The sequence below is a fragment of the Paenibacillus sp. ISL-20 genome (assembly GCF_018613005.1).
In the GTDB taxonomy this organism is placed as follows: domain Bacteria; phylum Bacillota; class Bacilli; order Paenibacillales; family Paenibacillaceae; genus Paenibacillus_AQ.
The window spans coordinates 37,445-61,606 of sequence record NZ_JAGGRD010000063.1; the positions used below are offsets into that span (position 1 = coordinate 37,445).

The window sequence follows — 24,162 nt, forward strand, 5'->3', positions numbered from 1 at the left end:
TCTAAATCCGCCTGATTCCGACTTCATTGGTATGTGCTGTTTAATACCTTTAAGTCGCGTCTTCAGAAGAAATGCCAAGCACCTCCGCCATAATGGCAAGCAGCCTGTCGTTATCTGCGGCATGTTTAACGGCCAGCCGGATATGACGCTCACCAAGGCCCGGGTACATGGCGCAGCTGCGGACAAGCACGCCGCGTCTGCCCATCTCCGACTGAAACATCTCGGCACGCCATGGCCGCGGAAGCTCCATGAGTAGAAAATTAGCCTCGCCCGGCGTAACCTCCAGCCCCAGCGCTCGTAAACCATGTATAAGCTTCCCGCGCTCTGCGCGAATCAATTGCAGCGTATTCTGCTCATAGTCCCTGCCGCTGCCAAGACAAGCCTCGCCCGCAAGCAGCGCCAGTCCATTAACACTCCACGTGACCTGCTTGCCTGCCATCCTGCGTATCACATCGGGATGTGCGGCCGTATACCCGAGTCGTAGACCCGGAATCGCATAAAACTTGGTCATCGATCTGACAATCACGGTCCGAGGATAGTCATGAAGCTCTGGCATCAGAGTCTGTCTGTCTTCCAGCGGAATAAAGTCGATAAAGGCTTCATCCAGCACCAGCCAGGTCCCTTCTTGCTCTGCGCATGCCGCTATTTCGCGGATATCCTCAAGGCTGTACTGAACTCCGTTCGGATTGTTGGGCTGTCCCAAAAACACGAGATCCGTGCAAGCTATCAGTTCCATCACATCCGCCTTATCTGCACGCCAGTCCCTCTCCGGATGACCGCACACGGAGCGGATGTCCGAACCAAATTTTAAGGACAATTCCCGGTATTCAGAAAAACACGGGTCAACCACGCCCACAGTCCTTGGCGATAGCCCCATCAACAACAGCGCCATGCACTCTGCCGCCCCATTGCCGACAAGGATACCCCGCGGATCGGTGCCTAACTCCGCTGCGAGCAGCTCCTTGAACTTGCGGTGTCCCGGATCCGGATAACGAATGACCGCACTCATTCCCTCTTGTAAGGCCGTAATAACCCCTTGCGGCGGTCCGAGCGGGTTAATATTGGCGCTGTAATCCAGGAAAGCCGAGGCTTTTCTTCCGTATGTGGCAGCGGCCGTCTCCACGTCCCCTCCATGGCCGTACACCTCGATCAAGGGTTGTTTTTTGTCATTCATAAGGGCTCCTCCTGTTCCATGCCCTGGACTCTTGCAAGTCCTGCCGTTATGTAATGCCATCATTATGTCGCTACCGTCCCTGACTCGTCAACATGGAATCCTTTGTCTCTGTCTTAAAATTGGTTTACAATAGTCTGGAAGCACCACATTTTGAATTGTGACGACGGAGGATACTATGCTATTTATCGATAATCAGGGGATCCACGATCCATCCATTAATCTAGCGATTGAAGAATATGCCTTGAAGCACTTGTCCATGGATGAGAGCTACCTTCTCTTTTATATCAACAAGCCTTCCATTATTATCGGAAAGCATCAGAATACGATCGAAGAGATCAACCAGGAATACGTTCGTGACAACAACATTCAGGTTGTACGCCGGTTGTCCGGGGGCGGGGCCGTATACCATGATCTCGGCAACCTGAATTTCAGCTTCATTACGAAGGATGACGGACAGTCCTTCCACAACTTCCTGAAGTTCACCCAGCCGGTCATCGACTTCCTGCAAAAAATGGGTGTACCCGCCGAGCTGAGCGGCCGGAATGACCTGCAGGTCGGCGAGAAGAAAATTTCGGGGAACGCGCAGTTCTCGACGCGGGGACGCATGTTCAGCCACGGCACGCTCATGTTCGATCTGAACCTGGATGATGTACAAGCCTCGCTGAATGCCAATCCGGAAAAATTCAAATCCAAGAGCACCAAATCCGTCCGCAGCCGCGTGGCGAACATTAAGGAGCTGCTTGGTACGGATATGACCATTGAACAGTTCCGCGCCGAGCTGCTTCGCTCGATTTTCGGTATGGAGCCGGATCAAGTACCGCAATATGTCCTTCAAGAGAAGGACTGGGAAATCATCAACCAGATCTCGAAGGAACGCTACCAGAATTGGGATTGGAACTACGGACTTTCCCCTGAAAGCAATGTGAAGCATGCCAAGAAGTTCCCGGTGGGCATTATTGATATCCGCATGGACATCCGTGAAGGACATATCGGAGAGATCAAGATTTACGGCGACTTTTTCGGCGTCGGCGATGTCGCTGATATCGAGAACCTGCTTCGCGGCAAACGGTATGAAGAAACTGCAGTGCGCACGGCGCTATCCGGCATCAACGTCAAGCATTACTTCGGCAACCTTGAGCTCGACGATTTGATCGGCTTGATTTTTCTTGAGGAATAGAGCCTTCTCGAATTAAATAAGCCTCCCGCCCGTATGCTCCATGCATAAGGGTGGGAGGCTTTTTCATTTCAAACAGATATACCTCGGATCAAGAAGAGGCCATAAACACATACCAAACAAGGACCAGTGTTAACACGATACATACATTCTCTACCGTGCGTCCCCATTTGCTTCCGGTGCTCATAATTTTCAGTTTAATTCTCCATTTGAACGGAGGAAGCGGACAGATCCCGCGATTGGTTAATGCATCTGCAAGCAAATGGATGGAGTAGGATAAACCGCCAGCAAACCATAAGCTTTCCCCGCCGATCTTGCCCTGCGATGCAAAATACAGCAGGCCCGTCCATCCGGCAGCGGCATAGACGGTATGGGTTAACCCCCGGTGGGTCACCAAGGAGCCTGCAATGAGCACGCTGCCTGCGATTGTGTTCCATGGGCTGAAGCCCTGCCCGAAGGAGATCAGTCCGAGACCGATCAGGAACATGACGATATGGCGCAGGGTCCGGCTTGGCAGGTACGAAACAACCCCGATCAGCCCGGCCAGGGCGATGTTCCATGGGGCATACTCCTTGCCGTAGAAGACAACGAAGATGGCTGCGCCAATCATCGCTAGCTGGAGGATTCGCAGCAGCCCGGAAGGAATGGCTTTGCGGACCAGCAGGGAGTTGGGCTCGTCGATGTCGGGAAGCAGTGCGCTAACCAAAGCCACTGCGGCAGCCGGCAACGTGACAGGCACTTCGCTCATGCCCATGACGGATAACGTAACCCCTGTGCTAATAATCAAATGAGCTCTGCCCATCATGATGACAATCTTCCTTTCTAAGCTCAATGCTGACTATGGGATCGATGGAGTTGCCGGTCTTCACGTCCGATAGCCCAGGGTCATGAGAATATACGTTCGGTTCATTAGTATAGCAAAATCATCCTCTTTTTGTCTACCCCTTCCACTTGGGTTAGGCTTAAAAATGGTTGTCCGATTCTCTGATATGGGATACAATTTGATCACTTGCCCCAAGGTTACGACCGGGGACGAATGTACGGGAATCTCATCAGGAGTTTCACATCTTCAAGAAAGGATGACGACCGAGTGAATCGCTCACGAATTGCCGATCTCAGCCTGCTTCTGGTGGCCATGATGTGGGGATCTACGTTCCTCATCGTTCAGCATGCGGTCCGCGTGCTCCCGCCGATGGCCTTTAATTCGGTCCGCTTTTTGGGAGCGGCCCTGCTCCTTGCATTGATCATCACCCTCTTTTACCGGAGCCAGTGGAAGCTAATATCCGGCAAAATGCTGCTGCATGCTTGCCTGCTAGGTCTTTTTTTATTTATAGGGTATGCCTTTCAAACCGCGGGCCTTCTGTACACAACCACGTCCAATACAGGCTTTATTACCGGCTTGTCCGTCGTGCTGGTCCCTTTCATATCCTATGCCCAGTTAAAGCACTCCATCTCCAGATTCACCTGGATCAGTGCCTTGCTTGCGGCAGCGGGTCTGTATCTGCTTACCTTCACCGGTTCCGGCATGAGCTTGAATAAGGGGGATTTGCTCGTATTCGTTTGCGCCATCGGTTTTGCGCTCCATATTGGTTATACGGGCGTTTATGCCGGTCGATACCCTGCTTTGCTGCTGGCGGCGCTCCAGATGGCTGTCGTGGGAGTATTTAGCTTAGCGGCATCTGCACTGACCGAACATGTCGACAATATGACCGACCTGACGGAGAAACTGACCCAGCCGAACGTGCTGTGGGCGCTGGCTATATCCATCGGACCTACCAGCGCATTCGCCTTCTGGATCCAAACCGTCTGTCAAAAATACACGACGCCATCCAGGGTGGCCATCATCTATGCAACGGAGCCGGTATTCGCCGCGCTGACCGGAATCCTGTTCGCGGAAGAACTGCTTACGCTCATCGGCGGCATCGGTTGTCTGTGCATTTTGGCGGGAATGGTGATTGCGGAATTGAAGTCTGCGCCACAGAAGGTACAATAGAGTTAAAGACAGAGACAGAATCCAAAGGAGAGATACCCATGACAACTTACAAATTGATGGCCATCGACATTGATGACACCTTGATCAATGACGATAAGGAAGTAACCCCCGGCGTCCAGCAGGCGCTTGAGCAAGCCGTAGCCCACGGTGTCGTTGTGACACTGGCAACCGGACGTGCCTATGCGTCTGCTCAAGCAATTGCGCGTCAAACCGGACTCAATGTTCCCATTATCACCTACCAGGGTGCCTTAATTAAAAATCTGCTCGACGAGAAGGTTCTCTACGAACGCTTCGTACCCGTCGATGCAGCCGTGAAGCTGTATGAATACTGCGTAGAGCACAATCTCCATCTGCAAACCTACATCGATGACAAGCTGTATGCCCGTGAAGAGAATCAGAAGCTGATCGATTACTGCGCCCTGAACCGGACGCCGTATTATATCGAGCCTGATTTTATGAAGATGGTTCAGAAACAGACCCCGAAAATGCTCATCATTGACGATCCCGACTATCTGGATGAACTGATCCCTGTATTCCGTGAGTTGCTGGGCGATGACATGCATATTACCAAATCCAAACCGCATTTTCTGGAGTTCATGCATAAGGAAGGCACTAAGGGACATGCCCTCACCTTCCTTGCGGATCATTTCGGCTGCGATCTCAAGGAAACCATCGCTGTCGGCGACTCCTGGAACGATCACGAGATGCTGGAAGCCGCCGGTCTAGGCGTCGCCATGGGCAATGCGATCGAGCCGCTTAAAGCGATTGCCGATTACGTTACGCTCGGGAATAACGAGGACGGCGTGAAGCATGTCATTGAAAAATTCGTGCTCAACCAAGGTTAATATACGGGACAAATAGATCTACACAAACAAGCCTCCATGATATCCATGGGGGCTTGTTTGTGTCCATAAAAAACGCAGCCATTGCGTTCCCTAACCGGTCACCTGGGGTGTCGCAAAGGCCTTGCGCCTGTCCGTTATTCCCGGTCCGGGTTAAACGTTAGAATCGGCTTCAGAAGTGCCGCATCATTAAACTCCAGCAGGCCTACCTCCATGCACAGCTCCATCAATTTATGAATGCCGTTGAATTGCTGCAGATTCCGCTTATGAATGACGGATAACGCTTCGCGAACCATTTTTTGGGCGTGCTCAATGCTCTGATGCTCCACGGCCAGAATAATCTCCTTGATACTCTCCAAGTAATATACGGTCCGCCTTAGCGAGCGAATCAGTAAAATCTGCCTGACTTGCGACGGGGTGTACAGCCGATATCCATTCTCGGGGTTTCGATCCGGGGTGATCAAACCTTCCTTCTCCCAATGACGGATGGCGGACGACTCCACCTTGGTCAGCTCGGCGACCTCGCCGATCGTCATATGGGCTTTGAGCTTTTTGTCCTTGATGATATTAAGTTCGGGATTCTCAAGCAAGGCAAGCGTCTCATCTGCAATGTTTTTTTCCTGCAACAGTTTGACCTGCTCTCCATTCACGACCCATAGAGCTTCATCCATCTCCCTCTTCTGAATGTGGCCAATCACATCATAAGTCACCGCGTAACCAAAGCCCGGAAACATGGCACGCAGACAACGGAAGTAGGCCATATGCATTTGCGTGTATAAACGATAGCCTTTCTCGTTCCGGGCAGGAGGGGGTACCACTCCCCAAGATTCATAATGCCTTAAAGCGCTCGTGCTGATGTGCAGCTCTTTGGCGATATCTTTCGGCTTGTAGTAATGCATGCCGTTCCCTCCCCAATCACGATTGAGAACCTACTTTACCAGAATCGCAAGCCATTGGCAAACCTTAAATTAAAACATTAAAGTGCTATGAGAAGGCTTGCGGGATAACACCCTCGGCTTGGTTGGATTCGCTGCAAGACATCTTCTCACTTGCATCAATGTTGTATATTGAGTGGTGTAGAGGCAAGTTGAACTTATCTTAACAGTCGGAGGCTGATTATGATGAACGTACACATAACCGAGGATGTTCCACAGAATCAAGAATACATGGACCTAAGAGTAGATGCAGGACTGCCTGAGGTTGAGATTTCGGTCATAGAGACAGCGCTAAACCGCAGTGTGCTGTCCCTTCTGGCCAGAGACGGCCATGACCGGCTGATCGGGATGGGAAGGGTCGTAGGCGACGGCGCTTTCTATTTTCAACTGGTGGATATTATGGTTGCGGCCTCCTATCGGGATCAAGGGCTTGAAGATACGATCGTGTCCGAACTGCTGGCTCGCCTGAAAAAAATAGCACCAAGCGGAGCCGAGGTCACCGTCATCACGGACGTGCCCGGAATCAAGCTGTACCAACACGCCGGCTTCAAGCTGCTGTACCCTGATCGATACGGCATAGCCAGGTCTGTGTAAGAGAGCGGCGCCTTCAAACCTGTGTAAGGCATCCCACTGGGCTGCGAAATCGCTTCCGCTACATTTTTGCACTCCTAGTCACAAGAACTCATAATTTTCTTCACTTGCTCAGCTTTACTGTCATCCCCGCCATCGCCACACGGACTCCCTCTGGAAGAGGCAGCTCATTCCGAACGTCGACGTCGTGCGACATATGGGTATACACCGTTTGGCGAGGCTTCACCTCGGCGAGCAGCTCTGCCGCTTCCTTCATGTCATAAACGGAGCGCGTCTCGAATTTGGCGGTTTCATGAACAAAGCTCGTTCCCAGCACCAGGAGATCCACGCCCTTCAGCGGTTCCTTTTCGGCAGGGCTCAGATTAATCGAGTCTGAATTGTATACCCATGTGTACCCTTCCTTCTGGAACCGGTACGCGTAGGAGTACCCGTTCTGTCCATGGTTTACCTTCCAGCAGGAAATCTCCCAGCCGCCAAGCGTCATCCCATCGTCCACAGCCGTCATCTCCATCTGGCGCGGAAGCCATGGATACTGGCGTACAATCTGCTCCAGCACCTCGGCAGGGGCGTGTAACCGACCTTTTTCCCTCTGCCATCTGCAGGCATCACTCCATTCCGGAAGACCGCCGATATGATCAAAATGGGCGTGCGTAATCAGCATATCACTCATCTTCCGCTTTCCCAGCCCCTCCATCATAGAGCGCCAATCCGGGCCGCAATCGATCATGAAAGTCGTTTCTTCGCACCCCACCATCACGGCAGAGCGCAAACGCCGATTGATTCCCGTTTTCCGAGCTTCCGTGCATACCTCACAATCGCAATATACCCGCGGAACGCCCATGGCATCTCCCGTTCCCAAAAAAGTCAATGTATCCCCGCTCACATGACATCCCCCATTTGTGTTTATCGATTCGTTCTTGGTTACGCAAACCTTGTCCCTATATTGTATAAGCGCACGGAGAAAAAACAAAGACCGCCCGGATCATCCCGAACGGTCTTTCGTCATTCCTGCCTAAAGATACGGTATCATAGCCATTCACTAAGCAAAAGAGGGCTTATTATCGTCAACAGCTCCGCTGATGACCTTGACGTACTTCTTATCTACACCTTCCACGGAAGGACCAACATATACACTATTCTTGCTTGGGCGTCTAACCGAGCGCTTCCGGGATTTCAGCGTACTCATCATCGGTACGGGTCCCCGAACCACCCAGCTGCTGCTATTGGCGGACCCCTGCGGATGACCTGACGTTCTCTTCTTCTCATTCCTGCTCACGACGAATCCCCTCCAACTAAATGCCTGATGGTACGAAGCAGCTCACGATTCTGTTCTACAACCTCCGCGAGATCTTCATCCGTAAGAATCTCATGTCCCGTAAAATGCACGGACAATACATGATTTACACCTAAAGGATAGCAGAACACATACACCTGCGCAACTTCCTCTTCGTGATAAAATGCCCATTTTCCACTATTATAGACATCTATCACGTAAATCGACTGGTTACTTGGCGAATGTTCCTTATTCCCATCGAACGGGAAATACCGTCCTCTACCTACATTACCCCCAATTTGGGCAATGCCTTCATCTCTTCGGCCCCAGAACGCAGCGCCGGTCACCCTGAAATCCCCTGCAGCCGGTGGGAGCAAGGAGTTTCGGACAGCTTCACTCAGTGCATGATATTTTTCCGCTTCATCAATTACATGCACATTTCGGTTATATTCCCAGAAAAAATGCAGCACGCTTTGCTTGCGCCTCAGCTCTGCATCCTTCTGCTCAATCACGGTGCTCGGGTTGTTGTAGAACCCTTCGGTTTCGATCGCACTCAGAATATGCCCGCAAGCGACATCGACCGCTGATTTGTAATCGTCATCGCTTCGCAGTTCGTATTCGAGCAGCGTTAAGCCCTGCAGGTCGGAGAGTAGATGGTAATCCTTAACGATAACGTCTTGAACGGAGCTGCTGTCTGCCTCCACCTGATCCGGGATGATGCAGTACACCCTTCGCCGTCCGAGCCTTCCCCAATACAGCCCCATCTCGAACAACGTGTTGTCGCGGGTAACAAATACATGCTTGCCTCGAATGAGTGCGACATCATCCGGAGAAAAGACGAACACACCAAAATCACTGGACGCCAGCTGTTTCTCCAAAGCTTCCATCGTATACATGTTCGCCCCGAACGTTCCGCCGTACCAAGGTGTCACTTGAGCGGATCGTTTGATCTGTTCGTGGATCGCCCTTGCATACTTGATGGCCTCTCTGGAAGAACCTATGAATAAATTCGGCTTCGGTATGGTCATAGGCACATCCTATTCTCCCTTTGTTATACATTTTAGTCTTATTCGACCATTATAACAAAGTTGCCTATTTTTGGGTGAAAATTATAGCAGGCGCATGTTGGTATAGTATATGCTACGGTTTCAAAACAGACCCCATAAATAACCATGCACCCGTGTCCCGATCTTCAATGGCAAAGAAAAAAGGGCGGTCGACATTCATGACGATCGGCTCGGTAGGTTCGGCGCTTTCCGTTATTCCCACCGCTGTCACAGCTGCAGCCTCTGTCCCTTTTTCGCTGACATCGACAATTGTCCGGTGTGTGACATGATCGATCCAAAATCCATCCCCTTGTTCGGCCATTTCGCTAAAATCAGCCTCGGCGGTATCGAACGCTTTGACCATGCCAAGGCTCTTAAGGGCATCCGGAAGCTCGAAGCTCTGCTCCGCCTTGAACTTGGGGAGAGCGAGCTGAACCGTCTCGTACGAGTAATCGCCTTTCCAGACGGACGCATCCTTCCACAGCTGCCGATGCAGCTTATCCATTGATGAGGATTCCTTCGGCAGGATGACCAGCATATGCATGCGGCCATCTCCATAAGGAATGCGGATGGCCTGCCAGGACTTCCCTTCTTTATAGCTATATCGTCCTTCACGCTTCATCATCGGGACTTTTTGAGTGGTGCCGTCAGATAGCGTGAATTCTTCATCCACGGTATTCGCCGGATCAAATTCATCCGTCCATCCTCCATTGAAATAAATGGCATTGATCAGGACCGCAACACCGCCTGGCGGCTCATTATATATCGAAGGGATCATGCCGCTGGTCTTGTCATTAACCCACTGGTTAATCTCATTCATCGCTTCCTCCTGCTTAAGGTCGGTCTCCCTGACCTCCGCGCCATAACTGTCCTTTACGGCTTCCACATAGGCCTCCTTCAGCTTAAGACCTGGCCGGTGCCACACGGAATTCGCCACATTCAGCACGACGCCTCCTCCGTTCTCCAGCAATGATCGCAGCTGGCGGTTCCCGCCGTTGATATCGGCCACACTCATGCCCTTCCATCCAAGTACGTCGGACATCTCGGCGGCCGTACCGCCTGCTGTCCCGTTATAGGCCAGTGCCAAAGCTTGCGTAATGCTGTACGGAGAAATAATCAGATTACCGTTCGGGTACTCAGGGTTATTCGATAACGCTTGATGCAGTCGTAAGCCAAAATCATTCTGCGCTTCCACCATGCCGGTATCAATCTTGGTCAACACCTCCTTGCGTTCCTGAGCCGACAATTCCTTCACTTTGGGCTGCTTATGCTCAATGCCTTGCGGTTCCCCCGATTGGATCTCGCTGCCCGGAGCGCAAGCGGTAAGCCCAATAAGCAAGCACAGGCCTGTGAGTATCTTTATTTTTCGCATAACCTTGTCCCCCTTCAATGTCAGATTCTTTGTCTATCTGCTATTGACGGAATAACGTCACCTAATGTTTCATATAAAGGATCATTTATCCAAATTTAGTTGGCAATCAACTTCATCACCGTTACAATGTAGAGGAATCAGCACCGTACTTCAGCGTATACAGAATACAGAGCGAAAGGAATTTCTACATATGCAAAAAATCCGCCTTGAAGGAAGCAAAGTGACGCTAAGATCCAGGAAACCCGAGGATACCCCGGTTTTATATAATCTGATCTATGGCACCAAGAATCCGGAATGGAAAAAATACGACGCTCCTTATTTCCCTCTCAAGCCGATTTCCTATGAAATTTTTGAAACGCAGTGGAACGCCGACTTCGAAACCGATCAATTTCCGAATGACCTGCTCATCGAAGCCGAGGGAAAGACGATTGGCATCGTCACGTTTTATTGGGAGCATGAAGCCTCACGCTGGCTGGAAGCCGGAATCCTGATATACGATCCGAGCCATTGGAGCGGTGGCTACGGTACCGAAGCGCTGTCGCTGTGGATTGAATGCCTGTTTCAAAATCTCACCATTGCCCGTGTCGGCATCACCACCTGGTCCGGCAATCCGAGAATGATGCGCTGCGCGGAGAAGGTCGGCATGCAACTCGAAGGCCGCATGCGGAAGTGCAGATATTACGCGGGCGTCTACTACGATTCCATTCGCATGGGCATTCTGCGCGAAGAATGGGAAGCTCGGAAAGCACGCGTATAGAGCAAGATTGCACGGTATAATCCGTATACGTGGCATCCTTGCAGCACACGAGGCGTCATTCAGACGATTGCTAATGTTCTATAAATACCAATAAAGCGAGCCGGCCAGGAGATCCTGGACGGCTCGCTTTCTCTCTTTTTTTGATCGACGGTCATTTACGAAACGCAACCCACACACAACTATCCCTCATGAACCCATCCAATCGCCCCGTTTGCCATCAAGCATCATAGCCCGGCCAGCACCTGATACCAGACTCCACGCTTGGAATACAGCGTCTCGCGCACCTCATCCCATCCACCCAGATACTCGATATCAAATAGCCCCGGCGGGTTGAAAAACCGATCCTTCGTCTGTTCAAACACCGATTCTTCAACCGGACGGAACCCATATTTCACGAAGATGTTCTGCGCCTCCGGTGTGCGCAAGTACTCCACAAAAGCGGTCGACACATCCTGAGTGCCGTGCTTTTCAGCAAAACGTTTGACGACAGCAGCCGGATTCTCGATCAGCATCGTATGCTGCGGCACAACGATATCATACTGGACGCCTTGGGCAATCCGGGCAAGCAGCTCGTTCTCATACGTTACGATCACATCTCCGACCCCGTATTCAAAAGCCGCCATGGAAGCCCGCCCGCTTTTATCGAGCGACTCCACATTGCGGTGAACCGCTTCAAGGAAAGCTTTCGCTTGGGCAGGATCACGCTTTCCGTTCTCTTCGGATTGTTTCAGCCCCGCGCCGTAGATCGCGTTAATGTCCCACTGGGCGCCGCCCGAGGTCTTCGGGTTCGGATACAGCACCTTGACGTCCGATCGGGTCAGATCGTCGAAATCCCGTATCCCTTTCGGATTTCCCTCGCGCGTGCCGAGAACGACAATCGATCGTGTCACCATGCCGTTATACGGCTGGGATTTCCATTCCGGGTCCACAAGACCTGCCCTGACCAGCTTGTCGACATCCCCTTCCATGGCAAGCAGCGTGACGTCGGCCTCAAATCCGCCCGTGATGGCACGAGCTTGAGTTCCGGAAGCCTCGTAGGATTCCTGAAACCGAATCGTTTCTCCCGTCTGTTCCTTCCACTGCGCTTGAAAAGCAGGGATGATCTCGGACAGGGCATCCCTGGCCACGCTATACGCGCCCAGAACGATCGTTCTCTCTCCGGCTGGGGTTATTACTACTTCGCTATCGGGCGGGTCACTCGCGCATCCTGCCATAACAAAACTGAAGAGAAGGGCCATGCCAACCAGCAGGAATGAGGTGCGTTTCATATTCAAGATCCGCATGAATGAATCCACTTCCCTTCGGATATTTAGAACCATCAGATCATAATTGGCATCGGGTCGACCTTCAGTCGATTCTCCTCGATCCAGCTGTGATCCTCATTAAAGAGGTAAGCCCGGTGAACGAGGACGCGGACCTCTTGACCCGGATGCAGCGTTTCCTTCTCCAGTGAACGATAGGTGATCAGCTTATGTCCCTTAACCTCTACCTCCACCAGCCATTCGCTGCCGCGGAAATGCAGATGACGGACGATCCCCGTCTCCGTTGCGGACAGCACGCTGAAATCATGCTTGCTTCCAATCTCGATATATTCCGGGCGAATCAGCGCACGCGTCGCATTCTTGTTAGACGCTGCCTCAAATCCCTTCAGCTCGGCTGCGCTCGAAATCACGGTGGACTCACCTATGAACGAAGCAACGAACGGCGTCTTCGGCTCCTTGTAAATATCCCAAGGCGTTCCCTTCTGCTCAACGCGCCCCTGATTAATAATCATAATTTCGTCCGCGACTTCAATCGCCTCATCCTGGTCATGTGTAACAAAAATCGACGTAATGCCGACCCGTTCGATCAGCTCACGAAGCCAGGAGCGCAGCTCCTGACGGATCTTCGCATCGATGGCAGCGAACGGTTCATCCAATAAGAGCAGCTGCGGTTCGGGCGCCAGCGCTCTGGCAAAGGCTACACGCTGACGCTGTCCACCGGATAACTGGTGCGGATAGCGGCTCTCGAAACCTGTTAAACCGGTCAGCTCCACCAATTCCATCACCCGGTCCTTGATGATGGCTTTGGGAGTCTTCTTCACCTTCAAGCCGAAAGCGATGTTATCAAACACGGTCATATGTTTAAACAAGGCATAGTTCTGGAACACAAAGCCGATTCCGCGCTCCTGCGGCGGCAGATCATTGACCACTTGGCCATGAAAGGAGATTTGCCCGGAGTCCGGATTCTCAAGCCCCGCCAGCATGCGCAGGATAGAGGTTTTACCGCCTCCGCTGGGCCCCAGAAGTCCAATCAGATGTCCCTTCTCAATCTCGAAGCTGACATCCTTGACGGCATGAAACGTACCGAAATGCTTGTTCAGATCGCGAACTTCCACATGCATATCAATGCACATCCTTTCTTTTTTTGGCCCATTCCATCAGCAGCAAGAGTCCTACCGAGAAGGCAGCCAATACCAATGCGACGCCATTCGCCGCAGCCACGTTAAAATTCTCCACATCCTGGTATACAAGCGTCGTCGCCGTCTGAGTTTTGTTCATGATATTGCCGGACACCACCAGCACTGCACCGAACTCGCCCAATGAACGGGCTACCGTGAGCACCAGGCCATATACGACAGCCCATCGGATAGAAGGCCATGTTACCTTTCGGAACGTTGTCCATCCGTAAGCCCCTAGCGTCGCTGCCGCTTGTTCCTGATCATTCCCAATTTCCTGCAGGACAGGCATGACCTCGCGAACCATGAGCGGAAACGTGACGAAGAGTGTCGCGATCACCATGCCTGGGAAAGCATACACCACCTTAAACCCGATCCCTTCAAAAAAACCGCCCATGATGCTGTCAGGTCCGAGCAGCAGGACAATCATCAAACCGCCAATGACCGGCGATACCGCATAAGGCAGATCGACAATGCTGTTCAGAATGCCTTTGATCCTGCGGCTAAGCCAATTCGCCCGTACCAGGTACAACGCCATCATGATGCCAAATAACGTATTAAAGAACGTAACGAATACCACAATAAGCCCCGTCATCATCAGGGCATGCAGGGCTTCCGGCCTGAACAGACCTTCAGCAAACCCATTCAGCCCTTTATCAAACGCACCGATCGCAATTCGGGACAGGGGGATGATTAGCAGAATGATAAATACGGCATACGTAAGTCCGATCCACAAACGTCTCAAACTCGTCTCCCCCTCTGCTGTACGGCATTGATCACCCAGAGGATGATGAAAGAGAGGGTAAGAAGCAGAATAGATACGGCAGCTGCCCCCGCGGGATTATCGCTCTCGACCTCACCAAAAATAAAAACCGATGCAATCAGCGTTCTTCCCGGAATGTTGCCGGCCACCAAGACAACGGCCCCGAATTCGGCCAATGCTCTTGAGAATGCCAGCATGCCTCCGCTTATAATCCCTGGGAGCATCGACGGCAGGATGACTTTAAAAAAGGTTCTCGTCCTGGAAGCTCCCATCGTATATGCCGCTTCTTCCTCCAGCGGGTCGAGCTCCTCCAGCAGCGGCTGAACCGCCCGGATGACAAACGGAAACGTGACAAACATCATCGCTATCACAATCGCGGGCTGGTGGAACACAATTTCAAAACCCAATTTCTCTGCCATGCCACCGAGAAAGCTCCCGGGGCCCAGCAGCAGCAATATCATCAGACCGCCTACGGCTGTCGGCAGCGCAAAGGGCAGGTCGACCAGACTGTTCAGCAGCGTCCTTCCCGGAAACTTATAACGTATGAGCACCCATGCAATCATCGTTCCGATAAGCACGTTGATGAAAGTAGAGATGACGCCCAGCTTGATGGTAAGCAGCACAGCCTTCCACGCTATCGGATCCATAATGCTCTCCGTAAAATGACTCCATCCTGCAGAGAATGATTGCACATATACCCCAAAGATCGGCAGTACGATCAAGGCAAGAAAATAAAGCAGTACGGTACTTCGAAAACCCCAAGTCCAACCTTTATGACGAATCCATGTTGTCATATCGTATCCCTCCCGCCTCCGGATGGCATCCCGGTCGACACTTTCACAAACCATCTTTATATTTCCTATTTGTATACTTGGTTTTCTTTACACATACTTTACCAAAAGCTGAATCCCATCGTCAATCCATCTTTTGCACTTTATCGGGTAAAATAATAGAAATGGTAAGAAAAACGTCTATCGACGTACTTTCTCAGTAGACAGACCGTATTTAGCGGAAGTTTTTCTTGCGAGATAAGGATGCTAAGCCTCGGATGTTTATACTTTCTTATCTCTTAAAAAATGAGGAGGTATTGTACATGCTGTATACCGGTGAATTAGATACGCAAGGCCGCGATGAGATGAGGGATATTACAAGGGAGATCCACTCCTACGTGAAACAAAGCGGGGTCCAGCAGGGAACGGTGCTGATCTATTGCCCGCATACGACGGCGGGGGTTGCCATCAATGAGAATGCGGATCCTGATGTGAAACGGGACGTCCTGATGTCGCTGGATGAAGTCTATCCATGGAATCATCCCAAGTATCGCCATGCGGAGGGCAACACCGCTTCCCACCTGAAATCGATCACCTGCGGCCCTTCCCAGACCGTGATCATTCAGAACGGGCACCTGCTTCTCGGACGTTGGCAGGGCATTTATTTCTGTGAATTTGATGGTCCGAGGCAGCGCCAATATCATGTGAAGATCATGGAAGGATGATCCCTTAAATAAGATTTTATGTTGACGCCAGCACATGTATAACAACACAAAAAGCAGACAGGCACATGCTAGGGGGCGTGGACCTGTCTGTGTTTTATTCATTAGGTGATTGACGTTTCAACGCTAGATCGTTGTAACGGATTGAAGTATCAAACTACACGTCTTGGCAACATTTCAAAATCAGACCCTGCTGTACAGACTCCGGCATAACACTTTGATATGGGTAAGAGCGGCTGGTTTAATCTCATCAAAACCAATTCTGTCCTGAATATAATACGATATAAATCCATGCAGCGACAAAAACAAAGTCAGCGGAACGGTTCGCCGTTCTTCCTCACTGTAATTCTCCTCAAGCAAATACTGACGGACCAGCATAGCAAACATTTCAAAACAGCGTCCCTGCTCAGAGCGACAGTAGGACAGCAGCTCTTCGTCCCGAATCATGAACATGATTTCGTACTGGTAAGGATTATCCAGACCGAAACGAACAAATTCCAGCATCAGCTGCTCCAGCTTCGATACCCCGTCACAGGGAGGCTTTCCCGAGATTTCCAACAGCAAATCATTTAGATCATTAAAGTCCTTCATGACAATGGCGTAGAAAAGCTCCGCCTTTTCCTTAAAATGATAATACAAGGAGCCATGGCTATAACCCAGATGCTGCCCGATGCTTCGCATCGATATGGCCCTGTATCCTTTGGTTATGAACAAATGCCTGGCTGCTTCCAGTATCCGCTCTCTCGACAACTCGCGTTCTACAGCTCTTCTTGCCATATTATTTTATTCCCCTTCAATAAAATAAAGCCGCTCTCCCTCCGTGATCAAGGACTGCCCCTGTGTCAAATCCACCATCCAAGTCATAAAGCTCTCCGCATCACCATCGAGCGGCAAGCAGGTCAAGGTTACCGTGTCGGCAAAGTTTGTCTCTCCCATTCGAACGCCCCGGTTACGAAGCTCGTTCTCCACCTTACCCAGCCAGGTATAATCCAGCTCCACGAAAATCTCCCGATGCAGAACCCTTGTAATCGGTTCGCCTGACTCAATCGCAGCTACGGCTCCGTCGGTGTACGCCCGGATCAATCCGCCCGCACCCAGCATAATGCCGCCAAAATAACGCGTGACCACAATGGCTACATTCTTCCGCCCCTGATTGCGGATCACCTCGAGAATCGGCTTACCCGCCGTTCCGCTCGGTTCCCCGTCATCCGATTGCTTCTGAATCTCATCCCGCTCGCCGATCATATAAGCGGAACAATTATGCGTAGCATTCCAATGTTTTTTCTTGATCTCTTCAATAAAAGCGACGGCTTCCTCTTCCGTTTCAACCGGCATCACATGCCCGATGAAACGCGATTTCTTGATGACAATCTCTTTGGAGCCCGCCTGACGTACCGTTTTGTAACGATCCAGCATGAAACTACAACCACCTCTATATTGCCAAGAAAGCAGTCCACGGCAACGATATGCCAGCGGACTGCTTCCTTCAGCGTCTTACGTCTAATCCAATGAAAGTGTCAGGTTATTCGGAAAGTCTAGCTTCCAATTCGGCCTTCTCTTTCTCATACCCAGGTTTGCCGAGCAATGCGAACATATTTTTCTTGTACGCCTCTACGCCCGGTTGGTCAAACGGGTTGACACCCAACAGATAGCCGCTGATACCGCAGGCCTTTTCGAAAAAGTATACCAGATATCCGAACGAATAGGGAGTGAAATCTGGAATTGTCACAATCAAATTCGGAACTTGTCCGTCTGTATGAGCCAGCATGGTGCCTTGGAAGGCCTTTTTGTTGACAAAATCCAATGTTTTCCCGGTCAGGAAGTTCAATCCGTCCAGATCGTCCGGATCCGATTCAATCGTAATATGCTCGGATACGTTCTCAACCTGAATGACCGTTTCGAAGATGTTGCGGCTGCCTTCCTGGATAAATTGACCCATGGAGTGCAGATCGGTAGAGAAATCGACGGAAGCCGGATAGATGCCCTTGTAATCCTTGCCTTCGCTCTCGCCATATAGCTGCTTCCACCATTCCGATACAAAATGCAGGGAAGGCTCGTAGTTCACGAGGATCTCGATGCCTTTGCCTTTACGGTAAAGCGCATTACGAACCGCCGCATATTGGTAAGCCTCGTTCTCGGCTACGTTCGGGCTGCTGTATTCCTTGGATGCGTCAGCCGCGCCCTGCATCATTTCTTCAATGTTGATGCCTGCCGTAGCAATCGGAAGCAGACCGACCGCAGTCAGCACGGAATAACGTCCGCCCACATCGTCAGGGATGATAAAGGACTCGTAGCCTTCCTCGGTAGCCAGCTTCTTGAGAGCGCCCTTCTCTTGATCCGTTGTAGCGTAAATACGCTTGCGAGCTTCTTCCTTGCCGTATTTCTTCTCTAGCTCCGCACGGAAAATACGGAATGCGATAGCCGGCTCTGTCGTTGTGCCGGATTTGGAGATGACGTTGACAGAGAAGTCTTTGCCTTCAATCAATTGAAGCAGGTGAGTCACATAAGTGGAGCTGATGTTGTTACCCGCAAAGTAGATTTCCGGTGTCTTGCGCTGGTCCTTCGACAGCTCATTATAGAACGAATGCGACAGCATTTCGATGGCAGCGCGTGCCCCGAGGTAGGAACCTCCGATTCCGATAACGATCAGAACGTCCGAATCGCTTTGAATTTTGGCAGCCGCTTTCTGGATGCGCGAGAATTCTTCTTTATCATACTGCGTCGGCAGGTCGATCCAACCCAGATAATCGGAGCCGGCTCCCGTACCGTTATGTAACTGTTCATGAGCTGTGCGGATCGGCTCTGCGAAATAATCAACTTCGTGCTGATTGACAAAAGTCAATGCTTTACTGTAATCAAACTTGATTTTTTTAGACATGCCTTAAACCTCCTGTGAATTTAGAAATAGGATACTTTAATTTAATAAAGACCGCAAGTTTCACGGGCCAACTGTCATCTATTCTTCATGCGCGGATCACCTTACCGCTTCCATTCCTCACAAACGCTGGCTTCGTTTCAGGAACCCATGCTAAGATAGAGTGGATCAGGAATCCATAATCGAAGGTGATATAGCTATGAAAAAAATCGGGTTTATTGGACTGGGCACCATGGGCGCTCCCATGGCCTCCAATCTGCTGAAGCAGGATTACGATGTGACCGTGTATAACCGCACCCATGAAAAATGCCGTCCGCTCGCCGAACAGGGAGCCTCCATTGCGGAGACGCCTCGTGAAGCGGCTGAAGGACAAGATCTTGTTATTACCATGGTAAGCAACGACCAATCCATCCGCGATGTATTCTACGGAGAGAACGGTCTGCTTGGCTCCCTGAAGAGCGGGATGACCGTCATTGACTGCAGTACGATCTCCGAGAGCCTTGTCAAGGAAATTGCTTCCGCCGTATCCGGTCTCGGCGCTTCCTTCCTGGATGCCCCGGTAACCGGCAGCAAGCCTGCAGCGATTGATGGAACCTTGGTCTTCATGGTTGGCGGCGATGCCGCGGTCATCGAAGCCCATGCAGACGTATTTGACACCCTGGGCAAAAAAGTCATCCACATGGGACCTAACGGAAGCGGCGCTGTCGCGAAGCTTGCGCATAATACCATTGTGGGCATTAACAATCTGGCGCTTGCCGAAGGCTTCGCCATCGCCGCGAAGTCAGGCATTCCCGCTGACAACTTCCTGGAGCTCGTGCAGCTGGGATCAGCTGGCAGCAAAGCGGCAGAGCTGAAGGGACGCAAAATCATCGAGGGCGATTTCAGCAACCAGTTCTCGCTTGCGCTCATGCTCAAGGACCTTAAGCTGGCCTCTTCACTCACCGATGGCATCGGAATGCCTTCCCCTATGCTGAATCTGGCGAAGAGCCTGTTTCAAACCGGTGCCAGCGAAGGCTATGGCGAAGAAGATCTTTCCGCTGTAGTGAAATGCTATGAAGCCTGGATCGGCCAGAAAATCGGCGAACAGCAGCCATAATACCAGCTAAGCCATGCTTTACCTTACACTGGCCTCCTTTATACTGGTTCCGGATCAACCGGACCAGGAGAAGGAGCCAGTTTTTTTGGTCTTCTCATGATTTTACTTCCAGAAGAAACTTTTTGCATTTCATTTCGTCTACTATGCGAAGGGAGGAAATACAACATGAAATGGACCAAAGGTTTAAAAGCAGTGACAGCCGCTGCCCTATTAACCACTGTACTATCTTCGGTAACAGCTGTATCACCGGCTTCTGCTGCAGCCAAACCAACCGCTTCGATTAACAATGTGACCGCGAGCGGTGAAGTGCTGATTAAGCAGGGCTCCACCTTTGTTACCCTAACCGATCTCAAGCCTCTGGGTAACTATGTCATGAAGTACGACAACAGCAAGAAACAGGTAACGATTCAGGGTGACCACCGAACGGTGATTCTCACGGCGGGTAGCACCCGCATGGAAGTGAACGGAGTTCAGAAGACGCTGCCTGCAGCCCCGCTGCTCCATAAAGGCAAGACCATGATTCCCCTGAGGGCCGTAGCCCAAGCTTTTGATGCCGACATCGACTGGAATGGTTCTCTAAAGACGGCTTATATCAATAAAGCAGATGCCGTTATGCTTGCTGACTTAAAGAGCTCCGATCTGGCCACCGCCCGGAATGCTGCAGCCAAGCTGCCTTATTCATCCCAGCAGAAACCTGAGCTGGAAATGCTCCCTGTGGAAATGCAAGGCGTGAATTATTATTTTCCAAAAGGCAACTCCAATCGCTTCTTCCTGGTCGATAACGACATCGCTGAATATTACGAGATCCAGGGTGGCGTCAAATACTTGAAATGGCAAGGCAAGCTGGACTACTCCGCCAAAGCGGCTGCGAATCAGAACCTGTTCTTCCTGCCCCCGATTCAAGCAGAGATCGGTAAGCAGCCGGATGCCAGGAACTGGACTGTAGCCGAATTCGCATTCCGTTATCCTTCCGGCGTCACCAGCTACCGACTGCTCGACCGCGGCAAGGAATGGGGCGAAGGATACGTAGAGCTTGATAACCACTCACCAGGCTACAAAGGCGAGATCGTGCCGATTCCGGAAGAATGAGTCCATTATAACAACCACCGTTAACGGCATGCGTTGATATCCGGCATTGACAATAAGGGTTCAAAGCCAACGGCTTTGAGCCTTTTTGTTGTGCATTTACGGACACGAAATCACATGCAGCATTTAATTTATTACATGGTCGGATAAGAGCAGCAATAATCCGTAACGGTGCGGATTTCCAGCTTAAAGCTTGAATTGCCCGGAACGTTAAAGGTCGCGGCCCCTTGAATCTCTAACCACTCCTGCTCACCGGGCAGCAGGACACGCAAATCGCCCGACAAAATTTCCATAATCTCAGGGCCATCCGTGCCGAATTCATAGCTTCCCGGAAGCATGATGCCGAGCGTTACCTTCTCGCCACTGTCCAGCAGCACCGTACGGCTGGTTACCTTCCCCTCATAGTAAACGTTGGCTGCCTTTGTAACGGTAGCATTCTTAAATTGTGACATTGACAAACTCTCCTCCTCCAACATAAGTATGGCTTGATATATGGACGGCACCCGCATCATGCGGGTGCCGGAAAATCAATATGGAGTTAGATCCGTTGGATTACAGCAAGCCTTTTACGCGGCTAACCACGTTATCAACGGTAAATCCGTACTCGGCAATGACGCGGTCGCCAGGAGCCGAAGCGCCAAATGTGTTGATGCCTAGGATGTCGCCTTTGTCTCCGACATAACGCTCCCAGCCGAACGGATGAGCCATTTCAATAGCCAGACGGGCTTTTACGTCAGGAAGCAGCACGGAATCTTTGTATGCCTGATCCTGGCTGTCGAACAGATCCCAGCTCGGCATGCTGATGACGCGTACGGCGATGCCTTCTTCGGCCAATGCTGCTTGCGCTTTAACGGCAAGCTGAACCTCAGAACCCGTTGCAATGATTTGAGCTTGCACGTTGCCATCCTTCGCATCGGCAACAACATAAGCGCCACGTTTGATGCCTTCACGTGCATGATCCACCGTGCCTGGAAGGATCGGCAGATTCTGACGAGTCAGCACCAAAGCTACCGGACGGTCGGTGTTCTCAACCGCATAAGCCCATGCCGCGGAAGTTTCGTTGGCATCCGCAGGACGGATCACCGTCAGGCCTGGAATAATGCGCAGGGAAGCCAATTGTTCAATCGGTTCATGCGTAGGACCGTCTTCACCGACAGCGATGCTGTCATGAGTCAGCACATACGTAACCGGCAGCTTCATGATCGCAGCCAAACGTACAGCCGGACGCAGATAATCCGTAAATACGAAGAACGTACCGCCGAAAATCTTCAATCCGCCATGGAGAGCGATACCGTTCATGGCACCGGCCATTGCGAATTCACGTACACCATAGTACACGTTACGGCCTTCGTAGCTGTTCGCTGTGAAAGAGGCCAGGTCGTTCAAGTGAGTCATCGTGGAGCTTTCCAGGTCAGCCGATCCGCCGAGCAGCTGCGGTACGCCTGCAGTCAACCCGTTCAGCGCTTTACCGGAAGCCACGCGAGTGGAAACCGCTTTGTCATCCGCGCTGTATTTCGGAAGGTCTTTATCCCATCCTGCAGCCAGTTCACCGGATTCGCCGCGCTCGAATTGCGCTGCCAGTTCCGGGTAAACCTCTTTGTATTTAGCAAACTGATCAACCCAAGCTTGATAAGCCGCAATGCCGCGCTCTTTCACTTTGCCGAAATGCTCGCGCACTTCCTCAGGCACATAGAAGTCCTCTTCATATACCCAATTATAGAAATCCTTGGTCAGCTTCGCTTCATCAGCTCCAAGCGGAGAACCGTGCGTACCGCCATGGCCGCCTTTACCTTGTTTGTTCGGGCTGCCATAACCAATGACGGTCTTCACTTCGATCAGCGTCGGACGGTTCGTATCGGCTTTCGCTTCCTCGATCGCTTTCTCGACCGCAGGCAAATCGTTACCGTCTTCTACGCGCAGCACTTGCCAGCCATAAGCATCGAAGCGCTTCGCTACGTTCTCGGAGAATGCCAGGCTGAGCTCGCCGTCAAGGGAGATATCGTTGGAATCGTACAACATGATCAATTTGCCAAGCTTCAAATGACCTGCCAGGGAAGCTGCCTCGGAAGCCACGCCCTCCATCATGTCACCGTCGCCGCAAATCGCATACGTATAGTGATCAACCACATTGAAGCTGTCTTTATTGTAAGTCGCGCCCAAATGAGCTTCAGCCATTGCCATACCTACAGCCATAGCCACGCCTTGTCCAAGCGGACCTGTCGTTGCATCAACGCCGGCCGTGTGGCCGAATTCCGGGTGACCCGGGGTTTTGCTTCCCCATTGACGGAACTGCTTCAGATCCTCAATGGACAAGTCATAACCGCTCAGGTGAAGCAGACTGTAGAGCAGCATGGAGCCATGTCCTGCAGACAAGACAAAACGGTCGCGGTTAATCCACGCCGGCTGGTCCGGGTTATGGTTCATCGTCTTCGCGAACAGTTGGTAGCCCATAGGTGCAGACCCCATCGGCATGCCCGGATGACCGGAGTTGGCTTTTTCGATCGCGTCGATCGCCAATGTCCGGATCGTTGCGATGGACAGATTGTCGATCGTTTGGTTATGTTCAGTTGTCATGATTCGTCCTCCTCAAATCTTTTCCATAGTAAGCTTCGAAAATGAAGGCTTCTTACGTCCTTCCAGCCCCAATCCACATGGTATTAGAGCAGTTAGGAATGTTGAGAATATCATTTTGACTCTTATTGTATCACCACACGTCTTTCATTTCCATAACGTAATTGTCAAAGTTGTGTAAAGGCCGTCAGGGAGAGCGACATCCCCCTTGCATTATTTCCCTTAATAGTCCGGTTATAACCCGATTTGACATCCGTTAAACGATTTTATGACATCGGCGGTATGGAAAAAGTTACTTCACTCGACAAATGAAAACGCTTCGGCCTAAGCTGTACATTAGACAGCTTAGGCCGAAGCTTGAGGCGGCACATCAGCGCGTGCCGCGTTTTTTGGCTTTGAGGAGGCGATCCATGGAGGAGCCTCCTTCCGGAGCCGGCCCGGTTCCCTCGGGCCGGCCTTGGCCGTCCCCCTGCGCCTGCGGCGGCGGGGGAGGCGGCGTGGGCGCGCTTCCCTTGCGCGCGCCCTGGCTTGCGGCCGGCTTCGCCTGGGCCGGCCGCTCTTCCCGCAGCGGGGCATTCGCCCGCTGCGAACCGCGCGCCTCCGGCGGGGCTGCGCCGGGTGAGCCCACCAGACGTAGAGGGAACTCGTATTGCGTCTTTTGTTTTGATAAAAAAAAAAAGCATTA

24 protein-coding genes are annotated in these 24,162 nt (G+C 51.5%); 8 read left to right on the plus strand and 16 right to left on the minus strand.

All coding sequences use genetic code 11. The features are described from left to right. Positions 1-49 precede the first annotated feature (49 nt). On the minus strand, positions 50-1,174 hold the full coding sequence (gene cobD, locus J7E85_RS29040) for a threonine-phosphate decarboxylase CobD (RefSeq protein ID WP_215163391.1): 1,125 nt from the start codon (positions 1,172-1,174) through the stop codon (positions 50-52). Positions 1,175-1,349: 175 nt separating this feature from the next. Between cobD and lplA the strand changes: the two genes are divergently transcribed. Beyond that, the gene (lplA, locus tag J7E85_RS29045) at positions 1,350-2,351 is read left to right on the plus strand and encodes a lipoate--protein ligase (protein ID WP_215163392.1); all 1,002 of its coding nucleotides are present in this window, start codon (positions 1,350-1,352) and stop codon (positions 2,349-2,351) included. Between the two features lie 88 nt (positions 2,352-2,439). Here the strand turns inward: lplA and J7E85_RS29050 are convergent, their stop codons facing one another. Further along, entirely contained in the window at positions 2,440-3,153 is a 714-nt protein-coding gene (locus tag J7E85_RS29050; protein ID WP_215163393.1) for a metal-dependent hydrolase, read from the minus strand. 285 nt (positions 3,154-3,438) lie between these two features. Between J7E85_RS29050 and J7E85_RS29055 the strand changes: the two genes are divergently transcribed. Both J7E85_RS29055 and J7E85_RS29060 read left to right on the plus strand, forming a co-directional pair. Beyond that, positions 3,439-4,341 carry a DMT family transporter gene (locus J7E85_RS29055; RefSeq protein ID WP_215163394.1) on the plus strand — a complete coding sequence of 301 codons (903 nt, stop codon included), beginning with the start codon at positions 3,439-3,441 and terminating at the stop codon, positions 4,339-4,341. Positions 4,342-4,379: 38 nt separating this feature from the next. Next, positions 4,380-5,186 (plus strand): Cof-type HAD-IIB family hydrolase, encoded by an 807-nt coding sequence (locus J7E85_RS29060; RefSeq protein WP_215163395.1) that lies wholly within the window; start codon positions 4,380-4,382, stop codon positions 5,184-5,186. A 134-nt stretch (positions 5,187-5,320) separates the two neighbouring features. Here the strand turns inward: J7E85_RS29060 and J7E85_RS29065 are convergent, their stop codons facing one another. Next, positions 5,321-6,082 (minus strand): TioE family transcriptional regulator, encoded by a 762-nt coding sequence (locus J7E85_RS29065; protein ID WP_215163401.1) that lies wholly within the window; start codon positions 6,080-6,082, stop codon positions 5,321-5,323. Positions 6,083-6,304: 222 nt separating this feature from the next. Between J7E85_RS29065 and J7E85_RS29070 the strand changes: the two genes are divergently transcribed. Next, entirely contained in the window at positions 6,305-6,712 is a 408-nt protein-coding gene (locus J7E85_RS29070) for a GNAT family N-acetyltransferase (protein ID WP_251036128.1), read from the plus strand. A gap of 100 nt (positions 6,713-6,812) precedes the next feature. Here J7E85_RS29070 and J7E85_RS29075 read toward each other — a convergent pair whose 3' ends face one another. The 4 genes from J7E85_RS29075 to J7E85_RS29090 form a co-directional block, all read right to left on the minus strand. Then, positions 6,813-7,592: an MBL fold metallo-hydrolase gene (locus J7E85_RS29075; RefSeq protein ID WP_215163404.1), complete on the minus strand. Its 780-nt coding sequence runs from the start codon at positions 7,590-7,592 to the stop codon at positions 6,813-6,815. A gap of 156 nt (positions 7,593-7,748) precedes the next feature. Further along, entirely contained in the window at positions 7,749-7,985 is a 237-nt protein-coding gene (locus J7E85_RS29080) for a hypothetical protein (RefSeq protein ID WP_215163405.1), read from the minus strand. Next, complete coding sequence (locus J7E85_RS29085; RefSeq protein ID WP_215163427.1) at positions 7,982-9,010, minus strand: TIR domain-containing protein; 1,029 nt, start codon at positions 9,008-9,010, stop codon at positions 7,982-7,984. The genes J7E85_RS29080 and J7E85_RS29085 overlap by 4 nt, the downstream gene beginning before the upstream one ends. A 112-nt stretch (positions 9,011-9,122) precedes the next feature. After that, positions 9,123-10,400, minus strand: coding sequence for a serpin family protein (locus J7E85_RS29090; RefSeq protein WP_215163408.1), 1,278 nt, complete (start codon positions 10,398-10,400; stop codon positions 9,123-9,125). 190 nt (positions 10,401-10,590) lie between these two features. Between J7E85_RS29090 and J7E85_RS29095 the strand changes: the two genes are divergently transcribed. Next, positions 10,591-11,157, plus strand: coding sequence for a GNAT family N-acetyltransferase (locus J7E85_RS29095; protein ID WP_215163409.1), 567 nt, complete (start codon positions 10,591-10,593; stop codon positions 11,155-11,157). Between the two features lie 224 nt (positions 11,158-11,381). Here the strand turns inward: J7E85_RS29095 and J7E85_RS29100 are convergent, their stop codons facing one another. The 4 genes from J7E85_RS29100 to cysT are packed head-to-tail and all read right to left on the minus strand — an operon-like array spanning position 11,382 to position 15,151. Further along, positions 11,382-12,440 carry a sulfate ABC transporter substrate-binding protein gene (locus J7E85_RS29100; RefSeq protein WP_215163411.1) on the minus strand — a complete coding sequence of 353 codons (1,059 nt, stop codon included), beginning with the start codon at positions 12,438-12,440 and terminating at the stop codon, positions 11,382-11,384. A gap of 35 nt (positions 12,441-12,475) precedes the next feature. Further along, a complete protein-coding gene (locus J7E85_RS29105; RefSeq protein WP_213643401.1) occupies positions 12,476-13,540 on the minus strand; it encodes a sulfate/molybdate ABC transporter ATP-binding protein in 1,065 nt (354 codons plus the stop codon). Between the two features lies 1 nt (position 13,541). Further along, the gene (locus tag J7E85_RS29110) at positions 13,542-14,339 is read right to left on the minus strand and encodes a sulfate ABC transporter permease subunit (RefSeq protein ID WP_215163413.1); all 798 of its coding nucleotides are present in this window, start codon (positions 14,337-14,339) and stop codon (positions 13,542-13,544) included. Further along, the gene (cysT, locus tag J7E85_RS29115; protein WP_215163415.1) at positions 14,336-15,151 is read right to left on the minus strand and encodes a sulfate ABC transporter permease subunit CysT; all 816 of its coding nucleotides are present in this window, start codon (positions 15,149-15,151) and stop codon (positions 14,336-14,338) included. Before cysT ends, J7E85_RS29110 begins: the two co-directional genes overlap by 4 nt. A gap of 299 nt (positions 15,152-15,450) precedes the next feature. Between cysT and J7E85_RS29120 the strand changes: the two genes are divergently transcribed. Beyond that, on the plus strand, positions 15,451-15,852 hold the full coding sequence (locus J7E85_RS29120; RefSeq protein ID WP_215163418.1) for a secondary thiamine-phosphate synthase enzyme YjbQ: 402 nt from the start codon (positions 15,451-15,453) through the stop codon (positions 15,850-15,852). A 180-nt stretch (positions 15,853-16,032) separates the two neighbouring features. Here the strand turns inward: J7E85_RS29120 and J7E85_RS29125 are convergent, their stop codons facing one another. The 3 genes from J7E85_RS29125 to J7E85_RS29135 all read right to left on the minus strand — a co-directional run bounded on the left by J7E85_RS29125 (position 16,033) and on the right by J7E85_RS29135 (position 18,727). Next, positions 16,033-16,626, minus strand: coding sequence for a TetR/AcrR family transcriptional regulator (locus tag J7E85_RS29125; protein WP_076324627.1), 594 nt, complete (start codon positions 16,624-16,626; stop codon positions 16,033-16,035). A gap of 6 nt (positions 16,627-16,632) precedes the next feature. Continuing rightward, positions 16,633-17,265 carry a YigZ family protein gene (locus J7E85_RS29130; RefSeq protein WP_100539030.1) on the minus strand — a complete coding sequence of 211 codons (633 nt, stop codon included), beginning with the start codon at positions 17,263-17,265 and terminating at the stop codon, positions 16,633-16,635. 106 nt (positions 17,266-17,371) lie between these two features. Next, positions 17,372-18,727, minus strand: a complete 1,356-nt coding sequence (locus J7E85_RS29135) for a glucose-6-phosphate isomerase (RefSeq protein WP_006212326.1) — start codon at positions 18,725-18,727, stop codon at positions 17,372-17,374. A 196-nt stretch (positions 18,728-18,923) separates the two neighbouring features. Between J7E85_RS29135 and J7E85_RS29140 the strand changes: the two genes are divergently transcribed. Together J7E85_RS29140 and J7E85_RS29145 are read left to right on the plus strand one after the other, a co-directional pair. Further along, positions 18,924-19,820, plus strand: coding sequence for an NAD(P)-dependent oxidoreductase (locus J7E85_RS29140; RefSeq protein WP_213643397.1), 897 nt, complete (start codon positions 18,924-18,926; stop codon positions 19,818-19,820). Between the two features lie 165 nt (positions 19,821-19,985). Beyond that, the gene (locus J7E85_RS29145) at positions 19,986-20,909 is read left to right on the plus strand and encodes a stalk domain-containing protein (protein ID WP_215163420.1); all 924 of its coding nucleotides are present in this window, start codon (positions 19,986-19,988) and stop codon (positions 20,907-20,909) included. Between the two features lie 131 nt (positions 20,910-21,040). On the opposite strand, the gene ppnP is transcribed toward J7E85_RS29145, so the two are convergent. Further along, on the minus strand, positions 21,041-21,358 hold the full coding sequence (gene ppnP / locus J7E85_RS29150) for a pyrimidine/purine nucleoside phosphorylase (protein ID WP_076324632.1): 318 nt from the start codon (positions 21,356-21,358) through the stop codon (positions 21,041-21,043). Positions 21,359-21,458: 100 nt separating this feature from the next. Continuing rightward, positions 21,459-23,480 (minus strand): transketolase, encoded by a 2,022-nt coding sequence (gene tkt, locus J7E85_RS29155; RefSeq protein WP_215163422.1) that lies wholly within the window; start codon positions 23,478-23,480, stop codon positions 21,459-21,461. Positions 23,481-24,162 lie beyond the last annotated feature (682 nt).

What these genes read in the sequence shown, in the direction of transcription:
- cobD (WP_215163391.1), bottom strand. Translation starts at nt 1,174, where the DNA reads ATGAATGACAAAAAACAACCCTTGATCGAGGTGTACGGCCATGGAGGG.
- lplA (WP_215163392.1), top strand. Translation starts at nt 1,350, where the DNA reads ATGCTATTTATCGATAATCAGGGGATCCACGATCCATCCATTAATCTA.
- J7E85_RS29050 (WP_215163393.1), bottom strand. Translation starts at nt 3,153, where the DNA reads ATGATGGGCAGAGCTCATTTGATTATTAGCACAGGGGTTACGTTATCC.
- J7E85_RS29060 (WP_215163395.1), top strand. Translation starts at nt 4,380, where the DNA reads ATGACAACTTACAAATTGATGGCCATCGACATTGATGACACCTTGATC.
- J7E85_RS29065 (WP_215163401.1), bottom strand. Translation starts at nt 6,082, where the DNA reads ATGCATTACTACAAGCCGAAAGATATCGCCAAAGAGCTGCACATCAGC.
- J7E85_RS29070 (WP_251036128.1), top strand. Translation starts at nt 6,305, where the DNA reads ATGAACGTACACATAACCGAGGATGTTCCACAGAATCAAGAATACATG.
- J7E85_RS29085 (WP_215163427.1), bottom strand. Translation starts at nt 9,010, where the DNA reads ATGACCATACCGAAGCCGAATTTATTCATAGGTTCTTCCAGAGAGGCC.
- J7E85_RS29090 (WP_215163408.1), bottom strand. Translation starts at nt 10,400, where the DNA reads ATGCGAAAAATAAAGATACTCACAGGCCTGTGCTTGCTTATTGGGCTT.
- J7E85_RS29095 (WP_215163409.1), top strand. Translation starts at nt 10,591, where the DNA reads ATGCAAAAAATCCGCCTTGAAGGAAGCAAAGTGACGCTAAGATCCAGG.
- J7E85_RS29100 (WP_215163411.1), bottom strand. Translation starts at nt 12,440, where the DNA reads ATGCGGATCTTGAATATGAAACGCACCTCATTCCTGCTGGTTGGCATG.
- J7E85_RS29105 (WP_213643401.1), bottom strand. Translation starts at nt 13,540, where the DNA reads ATGCATGTGGAAGTTCGCGATCTGAACAAGCATTTCGGTACGTTTCAT.
- cysT (WP_215163415.1), bottom strand. Translation starts at nt 15,151, where the DNA reads ATGACAACATGGATTCGTCATAAAGGTTGGACTTGGGGTTTTCGAAGT.
- J7E85_RS29120 (WP_215163418.1), top strand. Translation starts at nt 15,451, where the DNA reads ATGCTGTATACCGGTGAATTAGATACGCAAGGCCGCGATGAGATGAGG.
- J7E85_RS29125 (WP_076324627.1), bottom strand. Translation starts at nt 16,626, where the DNA reads ATGGCAAGAAGAGCTGTAGAACGCGAGTTGTCGAGAGAGCGGATACTG.
- J7E85_RS29130 (WP_100539030.1), bottom strand. Translation starts at nt 17,265, where the DNA reads ATGCTGGATCGTTACAAAACGGTACGTCAGGCGGGCTCCAAAGAGATT.
- J7E85_RS29135 (WP_006212326.1), bottom strand. Translation starts at nt 18,727, where the DNA reads ATGTCTAAAAAAATCAAGTTTGATTACAGTAAAGCATTGACTTTTGTC.
- J7E85_RS29140 (WP_213643397.1), top strand. Translation starts at nt 18,924, where the DNA reads ATGAAAAAAATCGGGTTTATTGGACTGGGCACCATGGGCGCTCCCATG.
- J7E85_RS29145 (WP_215163420.1), top strand. Translation starts at nt 19,986, where the DNA reads ATGAAATGGACCAAAGGTTTAAAAGCAGTGACAGCCGCTGCCCTATTA.
- ppnP (WP_076324632.1), bottom strand. Translation starts at nt 21,358, where the DNA reads ATGTCACAATTTAAGAATGCTACCGTTACAAAGGCAGCCAACGTTTAC.
- tkt (WP_215163422.1), bottom strand. Translation starts at nt 23,480, where the DNA reads ATGACAACTGAACATAACCAAACGATCGACAATCTGTCCATCGCAACG.